Origin of the sequence: Polynucleobacter sp. MWH-Loch1C5 (genome assembly GCF_018881775.1) — a bacterium.
GTDB lineage: Bacteria > Pseudomonadota > Gammaproteobacteria > Burkholderiales > Burkholderiaceae > Polynucleobacter.
On record NZ_JACVPR010000001.1, the window covers coordinates 340,413 to 365,736 of the forward strand.

Genomic DNA, 25,324 nt, shown 5'->3' on the forward strand with positions numbered 1-25,324 from the left:
CTGCGCTCTGATGGATCTTATGAACTCAGCAAATTAGGGGGCGTTTGTCCCTGTAAGCCAGCCATACAGTTTTTAATGGCTAACTCAATCATGGCACGTCTGGTTTTCTCTGTAGCACTGCCTACATGAGGTGCTAAGACTATGTTCTTTTGCGCTAGCAACTCAGGTCTGACGCTCGGCTCACCCTCAAACACATCTAAGCCCGCTGAGAAAATCTTACCCTGCTCTAAAGCTTTAGCAAGAGCCAACTCATCCACAATGCCACCGCGCGCAATATTGACCAAAGTGGCAGTCGGCTTCATGAGTGCCAACTCTTTTTCACCGAATAAATGATGATTTTCTGGCGTATAGGGCATTACCAAGATGATGTGGTCTGATTCTTTGAGCAAAGTCTCGCGGTCCACATACTCTGCACCACACGCCTGCTCTTGATCTACAGGCAGGCGGGAACGATTGTAGTAACGGACTTTCATGTCAAAACCACGGGCACGTCGAGCAATCGCTTGACCAATACGTCCCATACCCATAATGCCGAGCGTGCTGTGATGAATATCAACACCGAGGGGGGCATCATAAATCGAGAATTTCTTCCAATCTCCACCGCGCAACCAATGCTCTAACTCCGTCACGCGACGTGCAGCAGCCATCATCAAAGCAAATCCCAAATCGGCTGTGGTATCTGTCAATACATCAGGGGTGTTTGTAGCCATGATATTGGCAGCCTTGAGAGCGGCCATATCGAAGTTGTTGTAGCCGACTGCAATATTAGAAACAATTTTGAGTTGCTTGGCATTGCCTAAAGTATGAGCATCTATCTTTTCACCACCTGTGACAATCGCACCATCTTTATCAGCCAAGGCTGCCTTCAAATCATCAGTAGTCCAAATACGGTCAGATTGATTGGACTCGACTTCCGCATGCTCTTTTAAACGCTCTAAGATGTCTGGAAAAATGGCACGTGCTACCAAAATTTTTGGCTTAGAACTCATCAGCAGTCTCCTGTTATTTTTTTGTTCATGAGTGATCTTATTCAATAGCCCTAAAAAATATGTTTTTTACGGCTACTGCGGTCTATTGACGAACTATTGTATTTCATTGGGGTCAATGAGGTATGCAGGCTACTTCGCCAGTTCAGGCTTGGTCGTGAGAGGCTTGGATAGACTTCATCAGGTAAAATAAGGTTTTTACCGATACGACTGTATTTATATGACCTACGTAGTGACTGAATCATGCATCCGCTGCAAATACACTGACTGTGTTGATGTATGCCCTGTTGATTGTTTTCGTGAAGGCCCTAATTTTTTGGTCATTGATCCAGATGAGTGCATTGATTGCGCGGTTTGTGTACCCGAATGCCCAGTCAATGCGATCTATGCTGAAGATGATGTTCCTGGCGATCAACAAGCTTATATTCAGATGAATGCCGAACTCGCTGGTAAGTGGCCATCGATTACTAAATCTAAAGAACCCCTCCCTGATGCCGATCAGTGGAAAGACGTCAAGAATAAGACGCAAGAACTGATACGCTAAATGCTATGCAGATGGCTGAGAATCGTTATTCCGATGCCACCCATTGCCAAGCCCTGATTATCGGTGCCGGCCCTGCCGGTTTATTTGCAGCTTTTCAATTAGGCCTCCTAGAAGTTAAAGCACAAATCATCGATTGCCTGCCTAAGGCAGGTGGTCAATGTGCACAACTCTACCCCGATAAGCTCATCTATGATTTACCCGGTATACCCGCGTGTTCCGGGCTCGAGCTGCGCGATCGCTTACTCCAACAGCTAGAACCTTTTCATATATCCATCCATTACAAGACTCAAGTGACTGCACTTGAACAAATCGATGCAGCGCATTTTTATGTGAAAACATCTCAAGCTCATGAATTTATTTGTCAGAAAATCATCATCGCAGCAGGTACTGGCGCTTTTTTACCCAAGAAGTTAAAGCTACCTGGTCTAGAGCAGTACGAAGGCAAACAAGTCTTTTATTTCGAAGCTCCGAGCTCAATCCCAGAGAGTGCAAGGGTCGTCGTCTATGGCGCTGATGATCACTGCTTTGAAATGGTCCGCGAACTATCTACCAAGCACTCAGTGACTTGGATCTATCGCCGAGATGAATTAGAACTCGTACGCTACAACCCATCTGATTTAGATAGCCTCGTGCATCATGGCCAAGTCCAGAGAATCACGGCTCAAATCAGAGGCTTTACCTGCAATGAGGGTCGACTCTCTGGTTTTGAACTCCTCGATAGCCAAGGCGAAGAATACGTGCTGCCTGGCGACTATCTGATCGCAAGCACAGGCCTATCTCCACAACTAGGCCCAATAGCTCACTGGGGTTTGGCCATGCAACAAAAATTAATCCCTGTTCATCCAGGAACTTTTGTCACTGATATTCCTGGGATCTATGCCGTGGGCGATATCAATACTTATGTTGGCAAAAAGAAACTGATTGTCTGCGGTTTTCATGAAGCCAGTTTGGCTGCCTACGATATCGGCTCTCACTTGAATCCAAGCCGTCAAGAATTACTCTATACGACCTCATCATCCAAACTTCAAGAATTATTGGGTGTTAAAAATCGGTCGCACTAGCGATCGCGCGACATGGCTCGCGACAGAATAATCACCGGTATTAAACCCGCTAAAACAATCGTCAAGGCAGGCCAAGCGGCTTCAGCTAAACGTTCATCAGCGGCCAATTGATAAGTAATCACAGCCAGCGTGTCAAAATTAAACGGCCTTAAGACCAAGGTCGCCGGCAGCTCTTTCATGACATCAACAAAAATTAAGAGCCCCGCCGTCAAAAGACTACGCCTTAAGAGTGGCAAATGAACTCGCTGTAAAAGCTCGATACGACCTGCCCCCAAACTTTTAGCACTCGCATCCATATTGGGCGTGATTTTGCTCAAGCCTGCCTCAACAGTCTGCAAGCCTGATGATAAGAAACGAGTAAGGTAGGCATATATCAAAATGACAACGCTACCAGAGAGCAGCCAACTCAAATCAAAAAGTCCGACTAGTATCAACACACCCACTGCTAAGACAGTACCCGGCACGGCATAACCTAAACTGACCATACGATTCATCCACTCTTGCAAACGGCCCCGCGCAATACGTGCACTGTAAGCTAGCCAGATAGCAATCAAAACTCCTGCGCTGGCTGTAATACTGGCTAAGATCAAGGTATTACTTAACCAAATGCCATAACGCTCACTCAAGGCCTGCCCACTGGTGATCGCCAGGTAGGCCATGATGATGACGGGCAATACAAAACCAAATAGCAAGGGTAAGGCACATGATAGGCTGGCCCAAAAAGCTAAACGGCCTCGCAAACGCCAAGGTTGAATCTGACGAAAGCGTTGTGAGCCGGATGCAAAGCGCATTTGTTTGCGACTCGCATGCTCCATAATTAAAAGCAGAAGAATGACGCCAAGGAGCATGGCCGATAATTGCACGGCTGCAGTTCGATCTCCCATATTTAACCAAGCACGATATATACCCGTGGTCATAGTCTGCACCCCAAAGTAAACCATCGCACCATAATCAGCAACAGCCTCCATCAAGGCTAAAGCCACACCGGCCATCGTTGCAGGTCTAGCCATGGGCAATGCAATTTGCCAAAACGCCTGCCAAGGTCCAGCGCCTAAAGTACGTGCCGCATCGAGCATGCGCGGACTACGTTCTAAAAAAGCCGTTCTACATAAGAGATACACGTAAGGGTAAAGCGCTAAGCTCAACACACAAATGGCGCCCCATAATGAACGAGGCTCAGGAAACCATGGCAATTGTTGAACACCCAAAAGGTCTCTCAACAGGCTTTGCACCGGACCTGAGTACTGAAAGAAGTCCGTGTAGGCATAAGCCATGACATAGGTAGGCATAGCTAGAGGCAAAATCAAAGCCCACTCATAGATTTTTTTACCGGGAAAATCACAGGTGGAGACCAACCAAGCCGTGATGATGCCCATACTGGCAACCCCTAAGGCTACACCGATGGCTAGCACTAGAGTCGTTCCTGCATAAGCAGGCATGACCGTACTGGCTAAATGCGCCAAAACCCCACCACTTTGCTCAGAGGGCATCAGTAAGGCGGCAAAAATCCCCAAAATTGGCAAGGCCAATAAAATGGAGAGCAAAATAGGTGTTATTCGAACTTGCAAGATGCGACAATTATAAGAATGATTATCGATAACAATCCAATACATTTAAATATTGATGGGATTCATGTGGGTTATCCTGGGGCTAAATACGGCTCTTGGAACCCGGTGGTGAACGGCTTAAGCCTGCAACTGCGTCATGGCCGGATTGGTTGCTTACTCGGCCCATCAGGCTGTGGCAAATCGACGGTCCTGCGGGCGATTTGTGGTTTTGAACCTGTGAGCGCTGGCAAGATTACGCTTGATCAACAAGTAGTGAGCTCACCCGAATTAACGATTGCCCCCGAAAAACGTCGTGTGGGCGTGGTCTTTCAGGACTATGCCCTCTTTCCTCATTTAAGTAATGCTGAAAACGTGGCTTTTGGTTTACGACATCTATCTAAGCCCGAAGCCCTCAAAAAAGCAGATGAGTGGCTCGCACGCGTGGGCTTACCCGGCATTGGTTCACGCTACCCTCATGAACTTTCTGGAGGACAACAGCAACGCGTTGCTCTAGCCCGTGCTATGGCCCCAGAACCTGAACTTCTCCTCTTAGACGAACCGTTTTCGAACCTTGATGTCGATTTAAGAGAAAAACTAGCCAGCGAAGTACGCGAGATTCTCAAAGCCAATGGGGCTACGGCCCTCTTGGTCACGCATGACCAATTTGAAGCCTTTGCCATTGCTGATGATGTAGGCGTCATGGTCAATGGTCAATTGGTGCAATGGGACAGCGCCTACAATCTTTATCACCGTCCTGCCACTCGTTTTGTGGCGGACTTCGTGGGGTATGGGGTGTTTGTACCTGGCGTCACTCAGGCGGGCCCCTCAGTAAAAATTGAAATTGGTGAACTGCCTTTGCCACAATCAAGCTATGGCTTGCCCGGTGAAGTGGTGGATGTACTTTTGCGTGCGGATGATATCGTGCATGATGACCATAGCCCCCTACAAGCTGAAGTCACACACAAGGCTTTTAGGGGCGGTGATTTTCTATACAAGCTAAAACTCGATTCTGGACAAGAACTGATGGCCATGGTGCCTAGTCACCACGATCATGCGATTGGTGAAAAAATTGGCATTCGCCTGGAAGTCGATCACGTGATTACTTTTGCCAAAAACGAATCAGCTAGAATGACAGCATGAAGCAATATCACGACCTCATGCGCCATGTTCTCGATCATGGCACTCATAAATCTGATCGCACCGGCACTGGCACCCTATCCGTATTTGGCCACCAAATGCGCTTTAATTTGCGCGAGGGCTTTCCTGTTGTAACGACGAAGAAGCTCCATCTCAAGTCGATCATCTATGAACTACTTTGGTTTTTGCAAGGCAGCACCAATAACAATTGGCTCAAAGAACGTGGTGTGACCATTTGGGATGAATGGGCCAAAGAAGATGGTGAATTAGGTCCTATTTACGGCTATCAGTGGCGCTCTTGGCCTGCTCCTAATGGCGAACACATTGATCAAATTAGCCAGTTGATGGATCAAATTAAAACCAATCCAGACTCACGTCGCTTGATTGTGTCAGCTTGGAACGTCGCAGATATTCCGCGCATGGCCTTACCCCCTTGCCATGCCTTCTTTCAGTTTTATGTTGCAGATGGGCGCTTATCTTGCCAACTCTATCAGCGTAGTGCCGATATCTTTTTGGGCGTCCCCTTTAATATTGCGAGCTATGCGCTACTCACGCATATGATTGCGCAGCAAACGGGCTTAGAGGTCGGCGATTTTGTGTGGACGGGTGGCGACTGCCATCTCTATACGAATCATCTAGAGCAAGTTCAGCTTCAACTGTCCCGTGAGCCACTCGCCCTGCCCACGCTATCGATCAAGAGAAAGCCAGAAAGTATTTTTGCCTACGAGTATGAAGATTTTGAACTGATCGGCTATCAACACCATCCTCCTATTAAAGCTCCTGTCGCTGTTTAATGACAGATCACTCAGAAATAAAATCACTATGGAACTGTGCATCATTGTGGCGCGCGCCAAAAACGGCGTGATCGGTATTGAAAATGAATTACCTTGGAAACTCCCTGAGGATCTCAAGCATTTCAAACAAACCACGATGGGACACCCCATCATCATGGGTCGCAATACTTGGGAATCTCTTGGCAAAGCGCTCCCTGGCCGACGCAATATCGTCGTCAGTAGAACGCCGCGCTTTCATGCAGAAGATGCTGAAGTATTCTCCTCCTTAGATGATGCAATCGACGCCTGCCAAGGCTCACCTTTGGTCTTTATCATTGGTGGCGCACAAATCTATGACCAAGCGATGGCCTATGCTGATCGCTTAATCGTTACAGAAGTAGATTTAGAGGTTGTTGGTGATGCGCACTTTCCAGAAATTGATCCAGAAATGTGGGAAGAAGTATCACGTGAAACGCATCACAACGGAGAAATTGGCTACGCCTTTGTGAATTATAAGAGTCGTCTTTTGTAATTGCTTCGCTGGTCTAGCGACCACCGATAGCCATCTTCTCTAGCAAAATAGAACCCGTCTGTTTGGTACCACGAATAATTTCATCGGCACCAATAGCGATAATCTGACGGAACATTTCTTTTAAATTACCGGCAATCGTGATTTCTTGTACAGGATATGCAATCACACCGTTTTCTACCCAATAGCCAAAAGCACCTCGTGAATAGTCGCCATTGACGTAGTTCACCCCCTGCCCCATGAGATCAGTCACCAATAAGCCAGTACCCATTTTTTTGAGCATGGCTGGCAGATCATCATTTTTACGAGTCAGGCGACTACGTAAATGCAAATGGTGGGAACCACCAGCATTGCCAGTGGTAGTCATGCCTAACTTCTTAGCCGAGTAGGTACTTAAAAAATAGCCTTGCACAACGCCCGCCTTGACCACGTAACGAGCCTGAGTTCTGACGCCTTCATCATCAAAAGGCGCACTACCCGTTAAGCGAGGTTGATGAGGGTCCTCATACAGATCAATATGCTGGGGAAAGATCTCTTGACCTAAGCTGTCAAGCAAAAAACTAGACTGACGATACAGCGCCCCACCCGAGATGGCCTGAACAAAAGCGCCTAGCAAGCCTGCCGCTAAAGGAGCCTCAAACAATACAGGACAATGACGCGTCGTTAGCGAACGAGCCCCTAGGCGTGCAAGTGTACGACGAGCGGCATACTGACCGATGGCATTTGGACTCGCTAATTCTTGAGGTACGCGTGAGGTACTGTACCAATTATCTCTTTGCATCGCTCCTTGGCTATCCGTGGCAATCGGTGTGCAAGCAATGTAATGACGAGATACTGGGTAACCTCCCATAAAGCCTTGGCTCGTGCCCAGCATGAAATGGGATTGTTGTGCAGAAACGCTGGCTCCATCACTATTATTGATTTGTGTACTCACATCCAAAGCAGCAGATTCTGTAGCACGGGCGATTTCTACAGCCTCCTCGGTACTCAAATCCCAAGGGTGATACAAATCCAAGTCTTGAGGGTGTTTTTCTAATAACTCAGGCGCAGCCAAACTCGCACAATCATCTTCTGCAGTATGTCGCGCAATATGAAATGCAGCCTCAACAGCCGCTTTTAATGCAGGCTTTGAAAAATCATTCGTACCAGCATTGCCGCGTCTCTGACCAATAAAGACTGTTACACCCGCTTGCTTATCGCGATTGTGTTCAATCGTTTCAATCGCACCTTTACGCACCGCCACGGATAAACCATAGCCTTCTGAAATCTCAGCAGCGGCATCTGTAGCGCCTAAAGCCTTTGCTTCTTCAAGCAAATATTGAATTAATTCCTGAAATTGTGGGGCTGAATGTGAAAACATCCTGCAATCATAGCTAGAATTACAGAATCATGAGCAAAAACCTATCGAAAAAATTCAAGTACGAGCGGCAGCACCCTGATGAAATCGTGATTGGCCTCGTCTCCGTCTCCGATCGCGCGAGTCGCGGGGTCTACACCGATGAAGGTATTCCAGCATTAGAAAGCTGGCTCCAACGAGTGATTCGTGGCCCCCTTCATTGCGAAACACGCCTCATCCCTGATGAAAAAGACCTCATCAGCTCGACCTTGTTAGAACTGATCGATGACTATGGTTGCGATCTAGTTTTGACCACAGGGGGTACAGGCCCAGCACGTCGCGATGTCACGCCAGAGGCGACCCTAGCCGTTGCCACCCGCGAGATGCCCGGTTTTGCCGAGCAAATGCGCCAAATTAGCCTGCGCTTTGTACCAACAGCAATTTTGTCTCGGCAAGTTGCCGTTTTACGTGAGATCACTGATCACGCGGCACTCATCATCAATCTGCCTGGCCAACCCAAAGCTATTGCCGAGACTCTCGAAGGGCTAAAGGATGAACATGGGCAATCAATCGTGCCGGGCATCTTTGCCGCAGTGCCCTACTGTATCGATCTGATCGGTGGCCCCTATATTGAGACTGACCCCGCCATCGTGAAAACCTTTCGTCCCAAATCAGCCTTACGTCAACCATGATTTTTTGATTCGACTACACTCGAATCATTCATAAGAAAGTTTGTTATGCCTCATGACATTAGTCTGATTGCGATTTTGGCGGTTGGTTTTGGTTTAGCCCTGATTTTTGGCTATCTGGCCAATCTTTTAAAGATGCCCCCGCTCATGGGTTACCTGATCGCCGGTATTTTGATTGGCCCATCGACGCCTGGCTTTCAGGCTGATATGGGGCTCGCTACACAGCTCGCTGAAATAGGCGTAATGCTTTTGATGTTTGGCGTAGGTCTACATTTTTCATTACAAGACCTCATGTCTGTTAGAAAAATTGCCATCCCAGGAGCAATCTTTCAAATCTTGGCTGCCGTCGTATTGGGAGGTGCCGTCGCACTCTTTTGGGGTTGGTCGATTGAGGCCGCCCTCGTTTTTGGTTTAAGTTTATCGGTCGCAAGTACAGTGGTATTGCTCAAGGCACTGGAGAGTCGTGGCATCCTTGATTCTGCGAATGGGCGCATTGCCGTAGGCTGGCTAGTGGTCGAAGATCTGGTCATGGTTTTGGTATTGGTGCTCCTCCCCGTCGCCCATGAATTTTTAAGTGACGCCAGCGGTAATGCGGCTAGCTTATCTGACATCGGTCAATCGATAGCCGTGACATTGACCAAGGTCACAGCTTTCATAGTGCTCATGTTGATTGTAGGTAAACGTGTCTTACCGAAAACATTATGGCTAGTAGCCAAATCAGGTTCGCGTGAACTATTCACTTTGTCCGTGGTAGCCATTGCGATTGGTGTGGCATTTGGTGCGGCAAAACTCTTCGATGTATCTTTTGCCCTAGGAGCTTTCTTTGCCGGCATGATGATGCGTGAATCAGAGTTCAGCCATCGCGCCGCTGATGAATCTCTACCTCTAAGAGACGCATTTGCCGTACTGTTTTTTGTCTCTGTGGGCATGCTCTTTGATCCACAAATCTTAATCAATGAGCCCCTGAAATTATTGATTGTGGTGGCGATCATTATGATCGGCAAAACGATTGCTGCCATCGCCCTAGTATTAGCATTCCGTTATCCACTCAATACAGCGATGACTGTGGGAGCTAGCTTGGCTCAAATTGGTGAGTTCTCATTTATCTTGGCAGGCATGGGCTTAGCGATGAATATGCTGCCGGCAGAAGGCTATAGCTTGATCTTGGCAGGAGCCCTGATCTCGATTGCTGCTAACTCACTGACTTTTTATACGATTTCACCGGCCATCGAATGGGCAAAGAAAAACTCTGAGTTCGCACGCAAATTAGATCTTCGCGATGATCCTCTAGCCCAACTACCGATGTCGACCCATCATGACCTCCTCAACGGTCAAGTAGTGGTGGTGGGGTATGGTCGAGTAGGTCGTCATATCGCCGCTCGCCTACAGGCAGAAAATATTTCAGTGGTGATTGCTGAACAAAGCCGCGAGGTGGTTGAAAACTTACGCAAAAATAATCAACCCGCAGTTTGTGGTGACGCGAGTGATCCAGCAGTCCTGATTCAGGCGCACATTGCACGTGCGGCCTTTTTAATTATTGCTGTGAAAGATGCCGTGGGTATTCAGCAGATGGTAGAAACTGCGAGAACCTTAAATCCCAGTATCCAAATCTTGATTCGTGCGAATACTGACGAAGACGTAGAGCTGTTCACTCAAGAAGGCTTAGGTGACTCCTTTACACCAGAAAAAGAATTAGCTGAAACACTAGCGAACACCATCATTACACGTCGCGCAGCGGCTCTGAAAGCTTAAGCATGGGAGATACCCCCATGCTGACTTTAGCGCAAACCTAGATACAGTCCAATCGGCACAAAAATCATCGCGGAAATATTACCTAGGAGCACAATAGACGCCACACGCTCAGGCTCTTGATGATTACGATCAGCGACTAGAAAATTAAGTACAGCCGGCGGTAAGCTAGCAAAAACAAAGAGTAAGCCCCTTTGCAAATCACTCATTTCAATCCATGGCGCTATTAAAAGTGCAATGATGAGACCGGTGATGGGACAAACAATGGCGCCCAAAAAGCCTTCACGCCAATGACTCAAATTGGCGTCTTTCATACGCACGCCCAAGGAAAAGAGCATCAAGGGAACCGTCGCATCGCCCAATAGCTTGATAGAAATATAAAGGGGTTCCGGTAGGGTAAATAAGTGCTTGGTGCTAGAGAGCACAATGCCAATGATGGTGGCAATCACCATCGGGTTAGCAAATACACCACTGATGTGTGCGCGCGGGTTCACCAACTTCACACCCAGTGTGAAATGCATCAGATTAGATACTGCAAACAAGGCGACTGCCGGGGCTAAGCCAGCGCTGCCGAAGGCAAAAACGGCCAAAGGTAAACCCATATTGCCGCAATTATTGAACATCATCGGCGGCACAAAGGTTTTGGGATCCATGCCACTGATTTTGGCAATCGGCCATGCCAAAATACCTGAGCCGACCACAATCGCGACACCACACAAGAGCAGACTCCACTGGTCAATCAAGACAAAGTCTTTACTAACGAAGGCTGATACCACTAAGAGTGGTGCGATGACATCCAAGGTGGCCTTATTGATACCCGCCATATCAGGATGCGCCTTACGCCCATACAGATAGCCCACCAAAATAATCAGAACAACGGGAGTAATAATCCCGGCAATACGCCAAAACATTAGCGATCCTCCGCAATCGGCTCATCACCTAGCGTCGGTATAAAGAGCTTATCTCTGTAATAGCGCAATTCATCGACAGACTCCAAAATATCTGCCAATGCGGTATGGGCCTGCTTTTTTTGAAATCCTTTGGCAATCTCAGGATGCCAACGTTTACAGAGCTCTTTAACGGTAGAAACGTCAATATTGCGGTAATGGAAATAGGATTCAAGTTTGGGCATGTAACGCACCATAAAGCGACGATCTTGATGAATCGTATTACCACACATGGGCGAGGTGCTCGACTTCACATGCTCCTTGAGAAACTGTAGGCAGGCCTGCTCGGCCTCGGTTTCGCTCAAGGTGCTGGCTTTCACCTTATCAATCAAGCCAGAACGACCATGAGTGCCCTTATTCCAGGCATCCATTTTGTCTAATAATTCATCAGATTGGTGAATCACCAAAACCGGGCCCTCAGCCACCAGATTGAGATCGGCGTCAGTCACTATCATGGCAATTTCCAAAATCCGGTCAGTCTGGGGGTCCAAACCGGTCATTTCCATATCCACCCAAACAAGGCGGTCATTCTTTCTACTTGTACTCATCTTTATAATCATCTCATGACATTTACTTTTTTGTTTTTATTAGCCCTCTGCTTCAGCGTGGCGACTCGCTATTACCTCAATAGTCGCCAGATTCAGCATATTGCTAAACACCGCGCAGAAGTCCCCCGCGATTTTGCCAGCAAAATCAGTTTAGCCGACCATCAGAAGGCGGCTGACTATAGCATTAGTAAACTCAAACTCAGTTTTATTGACATCATCATCCAGACCACCCTCCTCTTGGGATTCACCCTCTTAGGCGGTCTGCAGTGGCTACATGAAACGCTGCTGGCTTATATGGGTCCGGGGGTGGCGCAACAAATTGCATTACTGATCTCACTGAGCCTCATCTCCGGCGTGATCGATATTCCCTTGGCATGGTACCGACAATTTAAATTAGAAAGCCGCTTTGGTTTTAATCGCATGAGCTTCGGTTTATTCATCAGTGATTTGATCAAAGGAACATTACTCAGTTTGGCGATTGGCCTGCCTTTGTTATGGGTCGTCCTCAGTCTCATGAGCGAGGCAGGTGCGTATTGGTGGTTCTGGGCATGGTTAGTCTGGATGGGCTTTAGCGCTCTCATGCTTTGGCTATTTCCGACCGTCATTGCACCACTCTTTAATCGCTTTTCACCATTAGAAGACCTGGCGCTCAAAGAGCGTATTGAAGCACTCTTGCAACGTTGCGACTTCAAAAGCCAAGGTTTATTTATCATGGATGGCAGTAAGCGGAGCGCTCATGGCAATGCCTACTTTACCGGCATGGGGCGCGCTAAACGAATTGTCTTTTTTGATACCCTGATCGAGCGCCTCTCTCCATCAGAAATTGAGGCCGTACTGGCTCATGAATTAGGTCACTTTAAGCGCCACCACATTCGTCAACGGCTCTGGCAATCATTCGCCTTTAGCTTAGCGATTCTGGCACTTTTAGGCTGGGTCTCTACACAAGCCTGGTTCTATTTGGGCTTGGGTGTACAACCAGAAATGGATGGCCATAACGCGGGCTTGGCTTTAGCCTTGTTTAGCTTGGTTTTACCTGTCTTTAGTTTTTTCCTCACGCCCCTACAAAGTTGGGGTTCACGTAAGCACGAGTTTGAGGCAGATGCTTTTGCTGCTGAAAAAGCCAATGCCGAAGATTTAATTAGCGCCCTAGTCAAGCTGTATCAGGATAACGCTGCCACTCTCACTCCTGACCCTTGGTACTCGCGCTTTTATGACTCACATCCGCCAGCACCGATACGAATCATGCATTTACAGGGTTTGCAGCAGGCATGAAGAAAAATCTGCTAGATGCTCAAGTGATTGCCTCGTATGGCCGTCATTATCTAGCCCGTGATGTCAGCGCAGACCACCATAGCATTTGGCAAGTCACTGCCCGTGGCAAACAACATATTGCTGCAGTCGGTGATCGGATCACGATCTTACCTAGCTCTGAAGATCAAGCAGTCATCGAAGCTATTAGTGAACGACGCAATCTCTTGTATCGCTCCGATGCTTATAAGAGTAAATCGATTGCGAGCAATGTGGATCAGATTCTGATTGTTCTAGCTACTGAACCCGGATTTTCTCCAGACCTGTTAGGGCGTGCGGTGGTCGCTGCAGAATCAGCAGGTATTGGGGCACGCATTCTTTTGAATAAGTGCGATCTAAAAGAAAAACTCTCGCATGCTCGCGCACTTTTGACGCCCTATCAAGCCATGGGCTACCCCGTTCATGAGATGTCAGTGAAAGAAGATCCTGAGTCCGTACGGCAACTCTTGCCCGTATTACATAATCAAGTCTCGGTATTGGTTGGCCAATCAGGTATGGGTAAATCTAGTCTTTTGAACTTCCTCATTCCAGATGCTGCTGCGCAGACGCAAGAACATTCGAAGAAACTCGATAGTGGCAAACACACCACCACCGCTTGCCGTTTATATGATCTACCCGAAGGTGGAAGTTTGATTGATTCGCCAGGTTTTCAAGAGTTTGGTTTAGCTCATTTGTCTGAGAGCGAGTTACAGCATGCTTTTCTTGAATTCAGACCCCATCTAGGACAATGCAAATTCCATAACTGTACGCATGGTCAAGAACCAGGGTGCGCCATTCATGAGCAAGTCATTCAAGGCTCCATCAGTCAAGCACGGGTTGATTTATTTAGACAGCTACGCCACGAATCTGTCAACGCAGATGCTATCCAAGCCAGACTGAAATAGTCGTTAAAGCAATCACCATGAGCCATAGGATCACGGCTCGCCAGACTAAACCAATCGCTGAACGCAAACTTCTAATATTGGCTTCTAGGCCTAAATCATAAATAGGTGCTTCACCCGCTTCTGCCATCCTGAGCGCCTCGTCACTATCAGGCTCAGGCAATGGATTACCCAAACGCACTCCAAGAGCGCCTGCACCGGCAGCCAAAATCACAGCCTCAGTTTCATTACTCCATTTACGCAAGTGATAACGCCAACCGTAGACCGCATCCTCAAAATTACCCACGATTGCAAAGCCCATGGCGGTCAAACGTACAGGTACCCAGTCGACCCATTGAAAAAAGCGTCTTGCCGCAGCACCTAAGTCTGCGCTCGCTTGTGCACTCCAACGCTGTGATGCAGTATCTGCGAGACGATAAAGAACCACACCCGCTGGCCCAATCGGAATCAACATCCAAAAGATCACGCCAAATACATGACGGTGACTACCGACAATGGCTCGCTCGAGTGCTAAACGAATGACCTCAGACTCACTCATGGTCTCAGTGTGGATTCCTGGGCCTTGCCACTGGGCCAAGATCTCGCGCGCTTTATCTAGGTTTCTTTCTAAAAGGGCTTCATGAATAGCACTGAATGGATGACTAAATTGACGAAAGCCTAAAAACAAATAGGCCATCAAAAAACTCCATACAAATGCTAAAACAGGTTGAACCCCCAAGAGAATCACATAGACGATCATGACAAGTAGCACAGGGGGAACTAAGGCTGCAATCAGAGCTAGGCGCGCCCCGCTTTCACTACCGTTATCAACGTGGGTCGCGACACGATCGAGCCACACATCTGTCATGCGGTGAATCCAATGCCCTTTTTCAACAGGCTTATATTGCTCAGCAATGAGGGCTAATAGAATAGAAAAAAATGTCATGCTCGTAAAAAATGATAAAGATTCCGTAGCATACCCGCAGTTGCGCCCCAAATAAACTTATTTTGATAAGGCATGGCATAAAAACGACGTTGCCCCTGCTCACTTTGCCAAGTGCGTGTCTCATGATGTTGCGGATTCATCAGAAAATGTAGCGGCACCTCAAACACTTCAGCGACCTCAAAAGGATCGAATGGGTAGTGTTCTTGTGGTTGAACTAAAGCCACAATCGGCGTGACTTCATAACCTGTGATCGTCAAATAATTAGGCAAACGCCCCAGAATCTCGACCGCTGCATCATTCAAACCAATCTCTTCTTGCGCTTCCCTTAAGGCAGTCGCCTCAGGATTGAGATCATTCGGATCAGTGCGCCCACCTGGAAAACTAATTTGCCCAGGATGATCATGTAAATGGGCGGTACGCTGAGTCAATAAAACACGTAGCTCTGAGTGATTTAATAAGGGGACTAAAACTGCTGCAGGATTGGGCTGAAAAACTTGTCCTTGTTGCGTATTGGCTAAAGCGACTTGTGCTAAGCGATTCTCATCAGTGACTTCAAATTCGCAGATACGCTCTTCCTGAAATCTACGCCGTAAATAGCTTGATGTTAAGCGCTCAGCATCTAGAGCTGGCAAATGACTATCTCGCCCAGTAATAGGCACTGCTTGCGGATCAAACAAAGGGGCTTTGCGAGGGGCGGCAGAAGTCATGGTTTTAGTTTAATACGGCTTTGACTAAAGCTCCGCTGATGGGTCATCAGAATGATGGGGTAAAAGATTTAGCATTCAATGAAGGTCATGGGCCATGCAATGTCGGTGTAGAAACAAAAAAGGCAGCCGAGGCTGCCTTTTTCTGCAGAGCATCCAATTACTCAGCTGCTGCTTCTTTCGTACGAGAAACCAACTTCTCTTTAATACGTGCTGACTTACCAGAACGATCGCGCAAGTAATACAACTTGGCACGACGTACATCACCACGGCGCTTGAGCTCAATGCTTGCGATCAGCGGTGAATATGTTTGGAAAGTACGCTCCACACCTTCGCCAGAAGAAATCTTACGAACGATGAAGCTTGAATTAAGACCACGATTGCGCTTAGCAATCACAACACCTTCGTAAGCCTGAACACGTTTACGGTTACCTTCAACCACGTTCACGTTCACAACCACGGTGTCACCAGGAGCAAACTCAGGGATAGCCTTGTTTGCGGTTAAGCGAGCAATTTCTTCTTGCTCAATTTGTGCGATGAGATTCATCATTAACTCCAATAACATCATGCCAACGTTGTATTCCGAAGCATATAGCTTGGACTTGGCAGAGGATGCGGTTTTACTTACCCATCGTCTTTAGCAAAGATACCAAATAGGCTTCATCGCTAGGAGACAACAGACCTTCTGCACGAGCCCGTTCAATTAAGTCCGGGCGTCGCTTTAACGTCAGTTCCAAAGATTGTTTCCGACGGTAATCCGCTATTTTAGCGTGATGTCCGCCTAAAAGCACGTCTGGAACTGATAAATTTTCATAAATTTCGGGGCGTGTATAGTGAAAACAGTCTAAAAGACCATCCATAAAGCTATCTTGGGCCACCGAATCCGCATCCCCTAAGGCTCCCGGGATCAGGCGTATAACGGCATCCATGACCGCCATAGCAGGTATTTCTCCCCCAGAAAGCACAAAATCCCCAAGACTAATCTCCCGGTCCACACGTCGTTCAATCAAGCGCTGATCAATCGCTTCATAGCGCCCACACAAGAGCGTTACATTAGACAAATCATTGATTTCTTTGGCTATTTTTTGATTAAAAGGCTCACCCTGAGGGGATAAAAGTATCACCGGGCCGGGATTCTCGAGGGCTACAGCGGCCAAGGTATCCTCTAAGGGTTTGGCCATCATCACCATCCCAGGACCACCCCCATAGGCGCGATCGTCCACAGTGCGGCGTTGGTCAGTCGTGAAATCTCGGGGATTCCAGGTTTTGACTTGCACCAAGCCCTGTTCGCAAGCACGGCCGGTGATACCCCATTGGGTCAGCGCAGCAAACATCTCTGGAAAAATAGTGACAATGTCAAAGCGCATAGTGCTACCAGTCTAGCTCCCAAGCAACGACAATGCCATAGTCTGGACTACCTGAATCTGTATTGACCGATTGCACTATGCCATCAACAAAGGGAATCATGCGCCACTCAGTGCGGTCAGCGCCCTTCACACAGAGAATCGATTGGGCTGCGTTTTCGGCCATCTCTAATACTTCGCCCAAATTTTGCCCCTGAGGATTACGTACAGGTAGGCCAATTAAATCAACCCAGTAGTAAGCATTGTCTTCGGCACGAGGAAAATCAGCGCGACTAATGTAGACGGCATACCCTTTGAAAGCCAGCGCTTGATCACGATCGGTAACGTCCGATAGTTTTAATAAGACATTGCCGCTATGCTCTTTTGCAGATAACAAAGTACGTGCCACTGCAGCAGAGCTCGTCTCTGGAGGCTTGGCTAACCAAAGGGTTTTGGCGTGAAAAATGGCGGCCGGATCTGAAGCATAGGGCTTCAGCTTGACTAGACCAGCAATACCTTGAGCGTCAAAGATATGGCCCACGAGGACCAAGTCGAGGGGGCGAATTTGTTCCACCATAGCGCCCTCCTCATCATGAGAGTGCTTTTACAAGCACTCTAACCGAATCAATTAAGCCTTCGTGTTTTTCAAAAGACGGGCTACAGTTGGAGACAACTGAGCACCCACGCCTGTCCAATAGGTCAAGCGATCTTGAGCGATACGGAAGCCTTGCTCTGTTTCAATAGCGCTCGGGTTGTAATAACCTAAACGCTCGATGAAATTCGAGTCACGACGGTTGCGCTTATCAGTGGCAACGATGCTGTAAAAAGGGCGATTCTTAGAACCACCGCGTGCGAGTCGAATGACGACCATGTGTTTTCCTTACAATAGTGCTGAAATAAACTCAGTATTTTAGCGCACAAATGCTTAAAAAGCTAAGTTTCCCATCGACTCAGTCATCAAAACATAGAAAAATCATGCGCTTAGACCATTTTTACGGCATTTTTAAGAGATTACGTCTGCCCTCTCGCGTACTCATCGCTAGTTCCAGCTTGACTCTCTTTGCTTGTGCTACCCTACCCACACCCTCCTGTGACGGAAATCCCCTCAATGCTCGAGCCAGCGATGTGGCAGGCACACAGTGGGTCCTGCTTCGTTGGCATCAAGCACGTTCCGAATCGGGCTTAATGAAAGAACGCAATACGAGTCGGGGCCAAACTCTGAGTTTGCAATTTTCTAAAGATGGGCAACAAGTCAGTGGGCATACAGGTTGCAACTCATTTACTGGTCCAATGCAAACGATGCAAGGTCAACTGATTGGCTCATTGGCCACGACACGCAAAGCCTGTGATCCTCATGTGATGGATTTAGAAATCCGTTACCTCAGCTACCTAAAAGACTATCGCAGTCTATTACGCGATCAAGATCGTCTGATTTTGATTGCTCGAGACGGAGAGGTTCTCAGCTTTGGCTTACAACAAAGCCGATAGGGACAATGCGTTTTATACAAAATCAATACAATGAAGTCATGCCGAAAAATAAATTACTGTTCTGCGCTCTAGGCCTACTGCTACCGGGCAGTGGCCTCAATGTTTTTTACCTCAAAGGCTTGAGCAATCTTTGGGCTTGGTTACATATGCTGAGTCTATTTTTAGGCATTCTGGGGGTAAAACTTTTAATCGCCAGCGACATGTCGGTCGCTCTTGGCTGGGTCTTTGCGGCCTTAGGATTTATTTCCATCGAGGCGAGCTTACTAACTACCATCGTGTATGGCTTACGCCCAGATGAAAAGTGGGACGCTCAATTTAACTCAGATAACGGCTATCAAAATCAATCTGGTTGGCTTGTGATTATTTGTGTGATTGCCTCACTGATGATTGGTGCAGCCGTCTTGATGTCTGGCTTAGCGATTGCTTTTGAACAACACTTCATCAGCCAGTTCGAGGCTGCTAGAAAAATATCCCAATAAAAAAGACATCTCGCCATGAGATGTCTTTTTACTAGCGCTACGGTTGACTTAAAAGTGCTCTGCTTTCATCTGCGTGACACTTGCACCACCTTGAGTAATCGCTAAACTCAAGCCAGGGGCCTGAGTCAGAAGATGCTGCGCATAGAAAAGTGCGGTCACTTTCTTAGCAGAGTAAAAATCAAGATCATGCTTTTCTAAACGTTGCGCCGCTAAATAGGCGCGGCCCATTTGCCAACCACCAATCACCAAACCTGCTAAGCGCAAGTAAGTGACACTTCCGGCAAATACTTGTTTGATATCCACTTTGAAATTTTTCAATAGGTAGTCAACTGTTGCCGCATAAGCCGCTCTAGCATCCGCGAGATGCTTAGCAATCACAGCGGCATCGCCTTGACCTAAAGCCAGTAATTCTTTCTCAGTCGCTTCGATTTGGCCAATGATGCTATATGCAACCTGGCCCGCATCACGCACCGTCTTACGCCCCACCAAGTCATTCGCTTGGATGGCTGTGGTTCCTTCATAGATTGGCAAAATACGAGCATCACGATACATCTGTGCAATACCCGTCTCCTCAATGAAGCCCATACCCCCATGGACTTGGACAGCAAGGCTGGCAACTTCCACTGACATTTCAGTCGAGAAGCCTTTGACAATCGGTACTAGATATTCATATAGCGCTTGATGTGTTGGACGACCTTCTGCAGCACGGTGAGCCTTATCGCATTCACTCGCCGCAAAGTATGCTGTAGCGCGCGCGCCCTCAATATATGCACGCATCGTCATTAACATGCGCTTCACATCAGGATGCTCAATAATAGGCACCGCAGTAGGACCCACTAAATCTTTTGATTGCACACGATCTCTTGCATACTGAACTGCCTTTTGATAAGCACAGTCAGCCACCGCAATGCCTTGCATACCCACGGCAAAGCGTGCTGCATTCATCATGATGAACATGTACTCTAGACCGCGATTCTCTTCACCCAAGAGATAGCCGACAGCACCCCCATGGTCACCATATTGCAATACTGCAGTTGGACTCGCCTTAATACCTAATTTGTGTTCAATCGATACACAGTGCACATCATTACGTGCGCCCAAACTGCCATCTGCATTCACCAAGAATTTCGGCACGAGAAATAAAGAAATACCTTTAACACCCTCTGGGGCTCCTGGGCATCTTGCTAAAACCAGGTGCACGATGTTCTCTGACATATCGTGCTCACCATAAGTAATGTAGATCTTGGTACCGAATACTTTATAAGTACCATCAGCCTGTTTCTCAGCTTTGGTACGCACCGCTGCTAAATCTGAACCCGCCTGAGGCTCGGTCAGGTTCATCGTACCTGTCCACTCCCCACTGATGAGCTTAGGAATATATAAGTCTTTGATCTCATCACTCGCAGCAGTCATCAATGCTTCAATAGCACCATCTGTCAATAAAGGACATAAGGCAAAAGACAAGTTAGCGGCATTGAGCATTTCCATACAGGCCGTTGCAATGACCTTAGGCGCACCTTGACCACCATACTCAGGATCATGAATGACACCTTGCCAACCAGCCTGCGTAAATTGTGCGAATGCATCTTTAAAACCAGGTGTGGTGGTCACGTGCCCCTCTTTCCAGAAGGAAGGTTGTTGATCACCTGTCCAATTCAGGGGAGCAATGACCGACTCACAAAACTTGGCAGATTCTTCCACCACAGCCACTGCTGTTTCTTCACCAAAATCTTCAAAGCCAGGTAGTGCCGAGACCCCATCAATGTCCGCCAACTCTTTCATCACAAACATCATGTCTTTTTGTGGGGCTCGATAGCTCATTCTAGGTCTCCTTGGCTTTTGATCGAGTGATCAACCTAATTCTTTAACAAGTTCTGGTACTGCTGTGAATAAATCGGCAACCAAGCCGTAATCCGCGACACTGAATATAGGTGCCTCCGGATCTTTATTGATGGCCACAATCACTTTGGAATCTTTCATACCTGCTAAGTGCTGAATCGCCCCAGAAATACCCACCGCCACGTACAGAGCAGGCGCCACAATCTTTCCGGTTTGACCGACTTGATAATCATTAGGTACATAACCCGCATCGACTGCAGCACGACTGGCGCCCATAGCGGCCCCTAATTTATCTGCGAGAGGTTCCATGACTTGCTGATACTGCTCACCCGAGCCTAAGCCACGTCCACCCGAAACAATAATTTTCGCGGCAGTTAACTCGGGACGATCAGATTGACTGAGCTCAACGCTCACAAACTGACTGGTACCCGCATCCGCACTGGCAGTGATCGTATCGATACTAGCCGCACCACCACTGGTCGCCGCGGCATCAAAGTTGGTCGTACGCACTGTGATTAATTTCTTTGCATCGATACTCTGCACGGTGGCAATCGCATTACCCGCATAAATTGGACGCTCAAAAGTATCTTTCGAGACTACTTTAGTAATATCAGAAATTTGCGCCACATCTAATTGTGCAGCTACGCGTGGCAAGACATTTTTACCCATCGCTGTGGCTGGCGCCAAAATGTAATCATAATCAGCCGCTAGAGCTAAGATTTGTGCCGCCGCATTTTCTGCAAGCATATGGGCATGGTGCGCAGCATCGGCCAATAGAACCTTCTTGACGCCCGCAATTTGACTCGCCGCTTGCGCTGCGCCTTGCGCTTGATGACCGATGACCAAAACATGGACTTCAGCGTCACATGCTAATGCCGCCGTCACTGTATTGAGGGTCGCAGCTCTAATGGTTAGTTGATCGTGTTCAGCAATAACTAGTGCAGCCATTTAAATCACCTTCGCTTCATTCTTGAGTTTTTCAACCAATGTCTTCACATCGGGAACCATCACACCCGCACTGCGCTTGGGCGGCTCATTCACCTGAATAGTTTTTAGACGTGGGCTCACATCTACCCCAAGATCTTCGGGCTTGACGGTATCCAACTGTTTTTTCTTAGCCTTCATGATGTTGGGCAAGGTGACATAGCGTGGCTCATTTAAACGCAGATCTGTCGTAATGACCGCTGGTAGTTGTAGGGCGATGGTTTCTAGACCACCATCGACTTCACGAGTCACACTCACTTGACCATTTGCTACTTGCACTTTAGATGCAAAAGTTGCTTGCGGACGATTCAATAAAGCGGCCAGCATCTGGCCTGTTTGATTGCTATCGTCATCAATCGCTTGCTTACCTAAAATAATGAGGCTCGGGGATTCTTTATCAACCAACGCCTTCAAAATCTTAGCGACCGCGAGAGGCTGTAAATCAGCATCTGACTCGACCAAAATCGCACGATCAGCACCAATAGCCATAGCGGTACGCAAAGTCTCTTGGCATTGCGTCACACCACAAGACACTGCCACGATTTCGGTGACAACACCGGCCTCTTTAAGACGGACCGCCTCTTCCACAGCGATTTCATCAAAAGGATTCATGCTCATTTTGACGTTGGCAATATCTACACCGGTTTGATCCGACTTCACGCGCACCTTCACGTTGTAGTCCACGACGCGCTTAACAGCGACTAAAGCTTTCATCTTGGGGCTTTCTCCATGGTTTGATTAGCAATCTATTGTATGCGTACTGATACTTCATTCTAAGCATAAAATAGAACGACCGTTCTATTTTATATGCGCCTCATAAAAATAACTAGCCTCTTATTTTCCTTATATAAATTAAGGCTTTATTACACATCGATGGCGGTAGCAGACCCCGCACGCTTACGTAGCTCGAATTTCTGAATCTTGCCTGTCGAAGTTTTCGGTAACTCACCAAAGACTACCGCGCGGGGCACTTTGAAACCCGCTAAATGCTGTTTGCAGTGGGCGACAATTTCTTCAGGGCTTACAGTAGAGCCGGGTTTGATCTCCAGAAAAGCACATGGCGTCTCCCCCCATTTAGGATCAGGCTTGGCCACGACGGCGGCAGCCAAGACTGCAGGATGACGATACAAAACATCTTCTACTTCGATAGAAGAAATATTCTCGCCACCAGAAATAATGATGTCTTTGCTGCGATCTTTGATCTTCACGTAACCATCGGGATACATCACCGCCAAATCCCCCGAATGAAACCATCCACCTGCAAAAGCTTCTTGAGTCGCCTTTTCGTTCTTGAGGTAACCCTTCATGGTGATATTGCCCTTGAACATAATCTCACCCATGGTCTCACCGTCTGCAGGAACTGCTTGCATAGTATGAGGGTCTAAAACACTGACGGCGGCTTGTAAGTGGTAACGCACCCCTTGGCGCGCATTAAGGCGCGCACGCTCACCAATATCTAAAGAATCCCAATCCTCATGTTTGACGCACACGGCAGCAGGACCATAGACCTCAGTGAGTCCATAAACATGAGTTAAATCAAAACCCATTTTCTCCATACCTTCAATCATGGCTGCCGGTGGCGCAGCCCCTGCCACCATAGTCTTAATACCAGCAGGTACTCCCTCTTTCATCTCATCGGGCGCATTGATTAAAAGACTTTGCACAATGGGGGCTCCACAATAATGGGTCACACCATAGTCTCGCATCGCATCAAATATCGCCTTCGCTTCGACGCGACGTAAGCAGACATTAATGCCAGCGCGTGCTGCGACCGTCCACGGAAAGCACCAGCCATTGCAATGAAACATAGGCAAAGTCCAGAGATACACGGGATGCTTTGGCATATCCCATTCCAAGATATTGGATATTGCATTAATCGCTGCACCTCGGTGGTGATAAACCACGCCTTTTGGATTACCTGTGGTGCCTGAGGTGTAGTTCAAACAAATGGCTACCCATTCATCGCTAGGCATACGCCACACAAATTCAGGATCACCACCCGCTAAAAACTGTTCATAGCTTTGACTACCTAATGACTCACTATCTCCTGTAAATAAATCATCTAAAGCATCTATCACGAGAATTTTTCTGGGCATCTCAGCCAAAGCCATGGCCAAGGCTTTTTTCATCACGGGCGCAAACTCGGGATCCACAATCACCACTTTGGCTTCACCATGATTGAGCATGAAAGCAATCGCTTCAGGATCTAAGCGTGTGTTTAATGAATTAAGGACCGCGCCTACCATGGGCACACCAAAATGGGCCTCCACCATCGGCGGCGTATTCGGCAGCATGACAGCAACAGTGTCACCGACACCGATACCTGCTTTTTGCAAAGCACTCGCTAAACGTCGACAACGTGCATAAGTTTGCGCCCAGGTTTGCCTTAATGCACCATGAATAATCGCTAGTCGCTCGGGATAGATCGTTGCACTACGCTCAATAAAACTGAGGGGTGATAACGGCGCATGATTCGCTGCATTTTTTTGTAGGCCTTGCTCATAAATTCCCGACATACCCTAGCTCCCTTAATAAAACATACGGTTCTTATTGCTATAAATCAGCCAACTCTTTAAGGTGGGCCACAACACTGCGCGCTAGCGCAGATAAGTTGTAGCCCCCCTCTAAACAACTCACGATGCGACCCTGAGCTGTCTGTAGCGCAACATTTTTTAACTGACGCGTGATCCAAGCGTAATCAGCCTCAACCAAACCCAACTGGCCCATATCATCTTCACGGTGAGCATCAAAACCTGCTGATATCAAGATGAGTTGCGGTTGGAACTCTCGTAGACGTGGCAGCCAGACGGTATCGACTACTTCACGCACCTCTTGCCCTGCGGAATACGCTGGCAATGGCACGTTCAACATATTCTCAGCGGTACTGTCTGCGCCTGAATAAGGGTAAAAAGGATGCTGAAAGAAACTGCACATCAACACCCGAGCATCCCCCCGAAAAGCTACTTCAGTGCCATTGCCGTGATGAACGTCAAAATCAACAATCGCAATACGCTCCAAACCGTAATGCTCTAGGGCATGTTTTGCAGCAATTGCAATATTGTTAAAAAAACAAAAACCCATCGCACGATCAGGTTCAGCATGATGACCCGGTGGGCGTACACAAGTAAAGGCATTCGTCACCTGACCCTGCATGACCGCATCGACTGCTGCAATTGCAGCACCTGCTGAGCGACGGGCGGCTTGCAAGGTGGCGGGGTTCATGGTGGTATCGCCATCGATAGCGTAATAACCTACTTGGGGTGCCCAAGCTTTTAGATTATTGATATGCTCTAAAGAATGGACGCGGGCGAGCTGCTCATCGCTCGCTAAAGGGGGTTCGATACGCAATAGGAAATCATCAATCCGACTGAGAATCAATTGATCCTCTATCGCTTGCACACGCTCCGGGCACTCAGGGTGATGAGGCCCCATCTCATGACGCAGGCTATCTGCATGACTGATAAATGCTGTGCTCATCGTCTTACTCTATCTATCGGCACTTGGCCCCAGAAATCCTCTATCATTTA

General features: G+C 47.8%; 27 protein-coding genes. 11 read left to right on the top strand and 16 right to left on the bottom strand.

Going from position 1 to position 25,324, the window contains the following annotated elements:
• Nucleotides 1-17: 17 nt before the first annotated feature.
• Nucleotides 18-989, bottom strand: a complete 972-nt coding sequence (locus ICE94_RS01715; protein ID WP_216147960.1) for a D-glycerate dehydrogenase — start codon at nucleotides 987-989, stop codon at nucleotides 18-20.
• Between the two features lie 217 nt (nucleotides 990-1,206).
• Between ICE94_RS01715 and fdxA the strand changes: the two genes are divergently transcribed.
• Nucleotides 1,207-1,530, top strand: coding sequence for a ferredoxin FdxA (gene fdxA, locus ICE94_RS01720; RefSeq protein WP_216147963.1), 324 nt, complete (start codon nucleotides 1,207-1,209; stop codon nucleotides 1,528-1,530).
• 11 nt (nucleotides 1,531-1,541) lie between these two features.
• Nucleotides 1,542-2,591: an NAD(P)/FAD-dependent oxidoreductase gene (locus ICE94_RS01725; protein ID WP_216147966.1), complete on the top strand. Its 1,050-nt coding sequence runs from the start codon at nucleotides 1,542-1,544 to the stop codon at nucleotides 2,589-2,591.
• Here ICE94_RS01725 and ICE94_RS01730 read toward each other — a convergent pair.
• Nucleotides 2,588-4,159 (bottom strand): iron ABC transporter permease, encoded by a 1,572-nt coding sequence (locus tag ICE94_RS01730; protein WP_255539049.1) that lies wholly within the window; start codon nucleotides 4,157-4,159, stop codon nucleotides 2,588-2,590. The genes ICE94_RS01725 and ICE94_RS01730 overlap by 4 nt on opposite strands.
• A gap of 18 nt (nucleotides 4,160-4,177) precedes the next feature.
• On the opposite strand from ICE94_RS01730, the gene ICE94_RS01735 reads away from it, so the two are divergent.
• From ICE94_RS01735 to ICE94_RS01745, 3 genes are read left to right on the top strand one after another with little or no spacing between them, the layout of a single operon-like run.
• Nucleotides 4,178-5,278, top strand: a complete 1,101-nt coding sequence (locus ICE94_RS01735; protein ID WP_216147972.1) for an ABC transporter ATP-binding protein — start codon at nucleotides 4,178-4,180, stop codon at nucleotides 5,276-5,278.
• Nucleotides 5,275-6,069, top strand: coding sequence for a thymidylate synthase (locus tag ICE94_RS01740; protein WP_216147976.1), 795 nt, complete (start codon nucleotides 5,275-5,277; stop codon nucleotides 6,067-6,069). Before ICE94_RS01735 ends, ICE94_RS01740 begins: the two co-directional genes overlap by 4 nt.
• 28 nt (nucleotides 6,070-6,097) lie before the next feature.
• A complete protein-coding gene (locus ICE94_RS01745) occupies nucleotides 6,098-6,580 on the top strand; it encodes a dihydrofolate reductase (RefSeq protein WP_216859813.1) in 483 nt (160 codons plus the stop codon).
• Between the two features lie 13 nt (nucleotides 6,581-6,593).
• On the opposite strand, the gene pmbA is transcribed toward ICE94_RS01745, so the two are convergent.
• On the bottom strand, nucleotides 6,594-7,937 hold the full coding sequence (pmbA, locus tag ICE94_RS01750) for a metalloprotease PmbA (protein ID WP_216147979.1): 1,344 nt from the start codon (nucleotides 7,935-7,937) through the stop codon (nucleotides 6,594-6,596).
• Nucleotides 7,938-7,966: 29 nt separating this feature from the next.
• Here pmbA and mog point away from each other — a divergent pair, with 29 nt between their 5' ends.
• Nucleotides 7,967-8,605, top strand: coding sequence for a molybdopterin adenylyltransferase (gene mog, locus ICE94_RS01755; RefSeq protein ID WP_216147982.1), 639 nt, complete (start codon nucleotides 7,967-7,969; stop codon nucleotides 8,603-8,605).
• Between the two features lie 45 nt (nucleotides 8,606-8,650).
• A complete protein-coding gene (locus tag ICE94_RS01760; protein ID WP_216147985.1) occupies nucleotides 8,651-10,354 on the top strand; it encodes a cation:proton antiporter in 1,704 nt (567 codons plus the stop codon).
• Nucleotides 10,355-10,380: 26 nt separating this feature from the next.
• Here the strand turns inward: ICE94_RS01760 and ICE94_RS01765 are convergent, their stop codons facing one another.
• Both ICE94_RS01765 and orn read right to left on the bottom strand, forming a co-directional pair.
• The gene (locus tag ICE94_RS01765; protein ID WP_216147988.1) at nucleotides 10,381-11,262 is read right to left on the bottom strand and encodes an AEC family transporter; all 882 of its coding nucleotides are present in this window, start codon (nucleotides 11,260-11,262) and stop codon (nucleotides 10,381-10,383) included.
• Entirely contained in the window at nucleotides 11,262-11,846 is a 585-nt protein-coding gene (gene orn, locus ICE94_RS01770) for an oligoribonuclease (protein ID WP_255539050.1), read from the bottom strand. Before orn ends, ICE94_RS01765 begins: the two co-directional genes overlap by 1 nt.
• A 15-nt stretch (nucleotides 11,847-11,861) precedes the next feature.
• On the opposite strand from orn, the gene ICE94_RS01775 reads away from it, so the two are divergent.
• Both ICE94_RS01775 and rsgA read left to right on the top strand, forming a co-directional pair.
• A complete protein-coding gene (locus tag ICE94_RS01775) occupies nucleotides 11,862-13,118 on the top strand; it encodes a M48 family metallopeptidase (RefSeq protein WP_216147995.1) in 1,257 nt (418 codons plus the stop codon).
• Complete coding sequence (gene rsgA / locus ICE94_RS01780) at nucleotides 13,115-14,038, top strand: ribosome small subunit-dependent GTPase A (protein WP_216147998.1); 924 nt, start codon at nucleotides 13,115-13,117, stop codon at nucleotides 14,036-14,038. Before ICE94_RS01775 ends, rsgA begins: the two co-directional genes overlap by 4 nt.
• Here rsgA and ICE94_RS01785 read toward each other — a convergent pair.
• The 6 genes from ICE94_RS01785 to rpsP all read right to left on the bottom strand — a co-directional run bounded on the left by ICE94_RS01785 (nucleotide 14,016) and on the right by rpsP (nucleotide 17,878).
• Complete coding sequence (locus ICE94_RS01785) at nucleotides 14,016-14,960, bottom strand: CobD/CbiB family protein (protein ID WP_216148001.1); 945 nt, start codon at nucleotides 14,958-14,960, stop codon at nucleotides 14,016-14,018. The two genes, rsgA and ICE94_RS01785, sit on opposite strands and share 23 nt — an antisense overlap.
• On the bottom strand, nucleotides 14,957-15,667 hold the full coding sequence (locus ICE94_RS01790; protein WP_216148004.1) for a CoA pyrophosphatase: 711 nt from the start codon (nucleotides 15,665-15,667) through the stop codon (nucleotides 14,957-14,959). Before ICE94_RS01790 ends, ICE94_RS01785 begins: the two co-directional genes overlap by 4 nt.
• Before the next feature lie 157 nt (nucleotides 15,668-15,824).
• On the bottom strand, nucleotides 15,825-16,211 hold the full coding sequence (gene rplS / locus ICE94_RS01795) for a 50S ribosomal protein L19 (protein ID WP_216150835.1): 387 nt from the start codon (nucleotides 16,209-16,211) through the stop codon (nucleotides 15,825-15,827).
• 73 nt (nucleotides 16,212-16,284) lie between these two features.
• Entirely contained in the window at nucleotides 16,285-17,031 is a 747-nt protein-coding gene (gene trmD / locus ICE94_RS01800) for a tRNA (guanosine(37)-N1)-methyltransferase TrmD (RefSeq protein WP_216148007.1), read from the bottom strand.
• Between the two features lie 4 nt (nucleotides 17,032-17,035).
• Entirely contained in the window at nucleotides 17,036-17,584 is a 549-nt protein-coding gene (gene rimM, locus ICE94_RS01805) for a ribosome maturation factor RimM (RefSeq protein WP_216148010.1), read from the bottom strand.
• Between the two features lie 51 nt (nucleotides 17,585-17,635).
• Nucleotides 17,636-17,878, bottom strand: a complete 243-nt coding sequence (gene rpsP, locus ICE94_RS01810; RefSeq protein ID WP_216148012.1) for a 30S ribosomal protein S16 — start codon at nucleotides 17,876-17,878, stop codon at nucleotides 17,636-17,638.
• A 50-nt stretch (nucleotides 17,879-17,928) separates the two neighbouring features.
• Here rpsP and ICE94_RS01815 point away from each other — a divergent pair, with 50 nt between their 5' ends.
• Both ICE94_RS01815 and ICE94_RS01820 read left to right on the top strand, forming a co-directional pair.
• On the top strand, nucleotides 17,929-18,495 hold the full coding sequence (locus ICE94_RS01815; protein ID WP_216148015.1) for an META domain-containing protein: 567 nt from the start codon (nucleotides 17,929-17,931) through the stop codon (nucleotides 18,493-18,495).
• Between the two features lie 38 nt (nucleotides 18,496-18,533).
• The gene (locus ICE94_RS01820; RefSeq protein ID WP_216148018.1) at nucleotides 18,534-18,974 is read left to right on the top strand and encodes a hypothetical protein; all 441 of its coding nucleotides are present in this window, start codon (nucleotides 18,534-18,536) and stop codon (nucleotides 18,972-18,974) included.
• A gap of 48 nt (nucleotides 18,975-19,022) precedes the next feature.
• On the opposite strand, the gene ICE94_RS01825 is transcribed toward ICE94_RS01820, so the two are convergent.
• The 5 genes from ICE94_RS01825 to ICE94_RS01845 form a co-directional block, all read right to left on the bottom strand.
• Entirely contained in the window at nucleotides 19,023-20,795 is a 1,773-nt protein-coding gene (locus tag ICE94_RS01825; RefSeq protein ID WP_216148020.1) for an acyl-CoA dehydrogenase, read from the bottom strand.
• 30 nt (nucleotides 20,796-20,825) lie between these two features.
• On the bottom strand, nucleotides 20,826-21,761 hold the full coding sequence (locus ICE94_RS01830) for an electron transfer flavoprotein subunit alpha/FixB family protein (RefSeq protein ID WP_216148023.1): 936 nt from the start codon (nucleotides 21,759-21,761) through the stop codon (nucleotides 20,826-20,828).
• Nucleotides 21,762-22,511 (bottom strand): electron transfer flavoprotein subunit beta/FixA family protein, encoded by a 750-nt coding sequence (locus ICE94_RS01835; RefSeq protein ID WP_216148027.1) that lies wholly within the window; start codon nucleotides 22,509-22,511, stop codon nucleotides 21,762-21,764.
• Between the two features lie 149 nt (nucleotides 22,512-22,660).
• Nucleotides 22,661-24,313, bottom strand: coding sequence for an acyl-CoA synthetase (locus tag ICE94_RS01840; protein ID WP_216148030.1), 1,653 nt, complete (start codon nucleotides 24,311-24,313; stop codon nucleotides 22,661-22,663).
• 37 nt (nucleotides 24,314-24,350) lie between these two features.
• Nucleotides 24,351-25,274 carry a histone deacetylase family protein gene (locus tag ICE94_RS01845; RefSeq protein ID WP_216148033.1) on the bottom strand — a complete coding sequence of 308 codons (924 nt, stop codon included), beginning with the start codon at nucleotides 25,272-25,274 and terminating at the stop codon, nucleotides 24,351-24,353.
• Nucleotides 25,275-25,324 lie beyond the last annotated feature (50 nt).

What these genes read in the sequence shown, in the direction of transcription:
- pmbA (WP_216147979.1), bottom strand. Translation starts at nt 7,937, where the DNA reads ATGTTTTCACATTCAGCCCCACAATTTCAGGAATTAATTCAATATTTG.
- ICE94_RS01790 (WP_216148004.1), bottom strand. Translation starts at nt 15,667, where the DNA reads ATGACTTCTGCCGCCCCTCGCAAAGCCCCTTTGTTTGATCCGCAAGCA.
- ICE94_RS01785 (WP_216148001.1), bottom strand. Translation starts at nt 14,960, where the DNA reads ATGACATTTTTTTCTATTCTATTAGCCCTCATTGCTGAGCAATATAAG.
- ICE94_RS01725 (WP_216147966.1), top strand. Translation starts at nt 1,542, where the DNA reads ATGGCTGAGAATCGTTATTCCGATGCCACCCATTGCCAAGCCCTGATT.
- ICE94_RS01830 (WP_216148023.1), bottom strand. Translation starts at nt 21,761, where the DNA reads ATGGCTGCACTAGTTATTGCTGAACACGATCAACTAACCATTAGAGCT.
- trmD (WP_216148007.1), bottom strand. Translation starts at nt 17,031, where the DNA reads ATGCGCTTTGACATTGTCACTATTTTTCCAGAGATGTTTGCTGCGCTG.
- ICE94_RS01835 (WP_216148027.1), bottom strand. Translation starts at nt 22,511, where the DNA reads ATGAAAGCTTTAGTCGCTGTTAAGCGCGTCGTGGACTACAACGTGAAG.
- ICE94_RS01765 (WP_216147988.1), bottom strand. Translation starts at nt 11,262, where the DNA reads ATGTTTTGGCGTATTGCCGGGATTATTACTCCCGTTGTTCTGATTATT.
- orn (WP_255539050.1), bottom strand. Translation starts at nt 11,846, where the DNA reads ATGAGTACAAGTAGAAAGAATGACCGCCTTGTTTGGGTGGATATGGAA.
- ICE94_RS01775 (WP_216147995.1), top strand. Translation starts at nt 11,862, where the DNA reads ATGACATTTACTTTTTTGTTTTTATTAGCCCTCTGCTTCAGCGTGGCG.
- ICE94_RS01840 (WP_216148030.1), bottom strand. Translation starts at nt 24,313, where the DNA reads ATGTCGGGAATTTATGAGCAAGGCCTACAAAAAAATGCAGCGAATCAT.
- ICE94_RS01760 (WP_216147985.1), top strand. Translation starts at nt 8,651, where the DNA reads ATGCCTCATGACATTAGTCTGATTGCGATTTTGGCGGTTGGTTTTGGT.
- ICE94_RS01815 (WP_216148015.1), top strand. Translation starts at nt 17,929, where the DNA reads ATGCTTAAAAAGCTAAGTTTCCCATCGACTCAGTCATCAAAACATAGA.
- ICE94_RS01820 (WP_216148018.1), top strand. Translation starts at nt 18,534, where the DNA reads ATGCCGAAAAATAAATTACTGTTCTGCGCTCTAGGCCTACTGCTACCG.
- ICE94_RS01715 (WP_216147960.1), bottom strand. Translation starts at nt 989, where the DNA reads ATGAGTTCTAAGCCAAAAATTTTGGTAGCACGTGCCATTTTTCCAGAC.
- rplS (WP_216150835.1), bottom strand. Translation starts at nt 16,211, where the DNA reads ATGAATCTCATCGCACAAATTGAGCAAGAAGAAATTGCTCGCTTAACC.
- fdxA (WP_216147963.1), top strand. Translation starts at nt 1,207, where the DNA reads ATGACCTACGTAGTGACTGAATCATGCATCCGCTGCAAATACACTGAC.
- rimM (WP_216148010.1), bottom strand. Translation starts at nt 17,584, where the DNA reads ATGGTGGAACAAATTCGCCCCCTCGACTTGGTCCTCGTGGGCCATATC.
- mog (WP_216147982.1), top strand. Translation starts at nt 7,967, where the DNA reads ATGAGCAAAAACCTATCGAAAAAATTCAAGTACGAGCGGCAGCACCCT.
- ICE94_RS01745 (WP_216859813.1), top strand. Translation starts at nt 6,098, where the DNA reads ATGGAACTGTGCATCATTGTGGCGCGCGCCAAAAACGGCGTGATCGGT.
- rpsP (WP_216148012.1), bottom strand. Translation starts at nt 17,878, where the DNA reads ATGGTCGTCATTCGACTCGCACGCGGTGGTTCTAAGAATCGCCCTTTT.
- ICE94_RS01825 (WP_216148020.1), bottom strand. Translation starts at nt 20,795, where the DNA reads ATGAGCTATCGAGCCCCACAAAAAGACATGATGTTTGTGATGAAAGAG.
- ICE94_RS01845 (WP_216148033.1), bottom strand. Translation starts at nt 25,274, where the DNA reads ATGAGCACAGCATTTATCAGTCATGCAGATAGCCTGCGTCATGAGATG.
- rsgA (WP_216147998.1), top strand. Translation starts at nt 13,115, where the DNA reads ATGAAGAAAAATCTGCTAGATGCTCAAGTGATTGCCTCGTATGGCCGT.
- ICE94_RS01740 (WP_216147976.1), top strand. Translation starts at nt 5,275, where the DNA reads ATGAAGCAATATCACGACCTCATGCGCCATGTTCTCGATCATGGCACT.
- ICE94_RS01735 (WP_216147972.1), top strand. Translation starts at nt 4,178, where the DNA reads ATGATTATCGATAACAATCCAATACATTTAAATATTGATGGGATTCAT.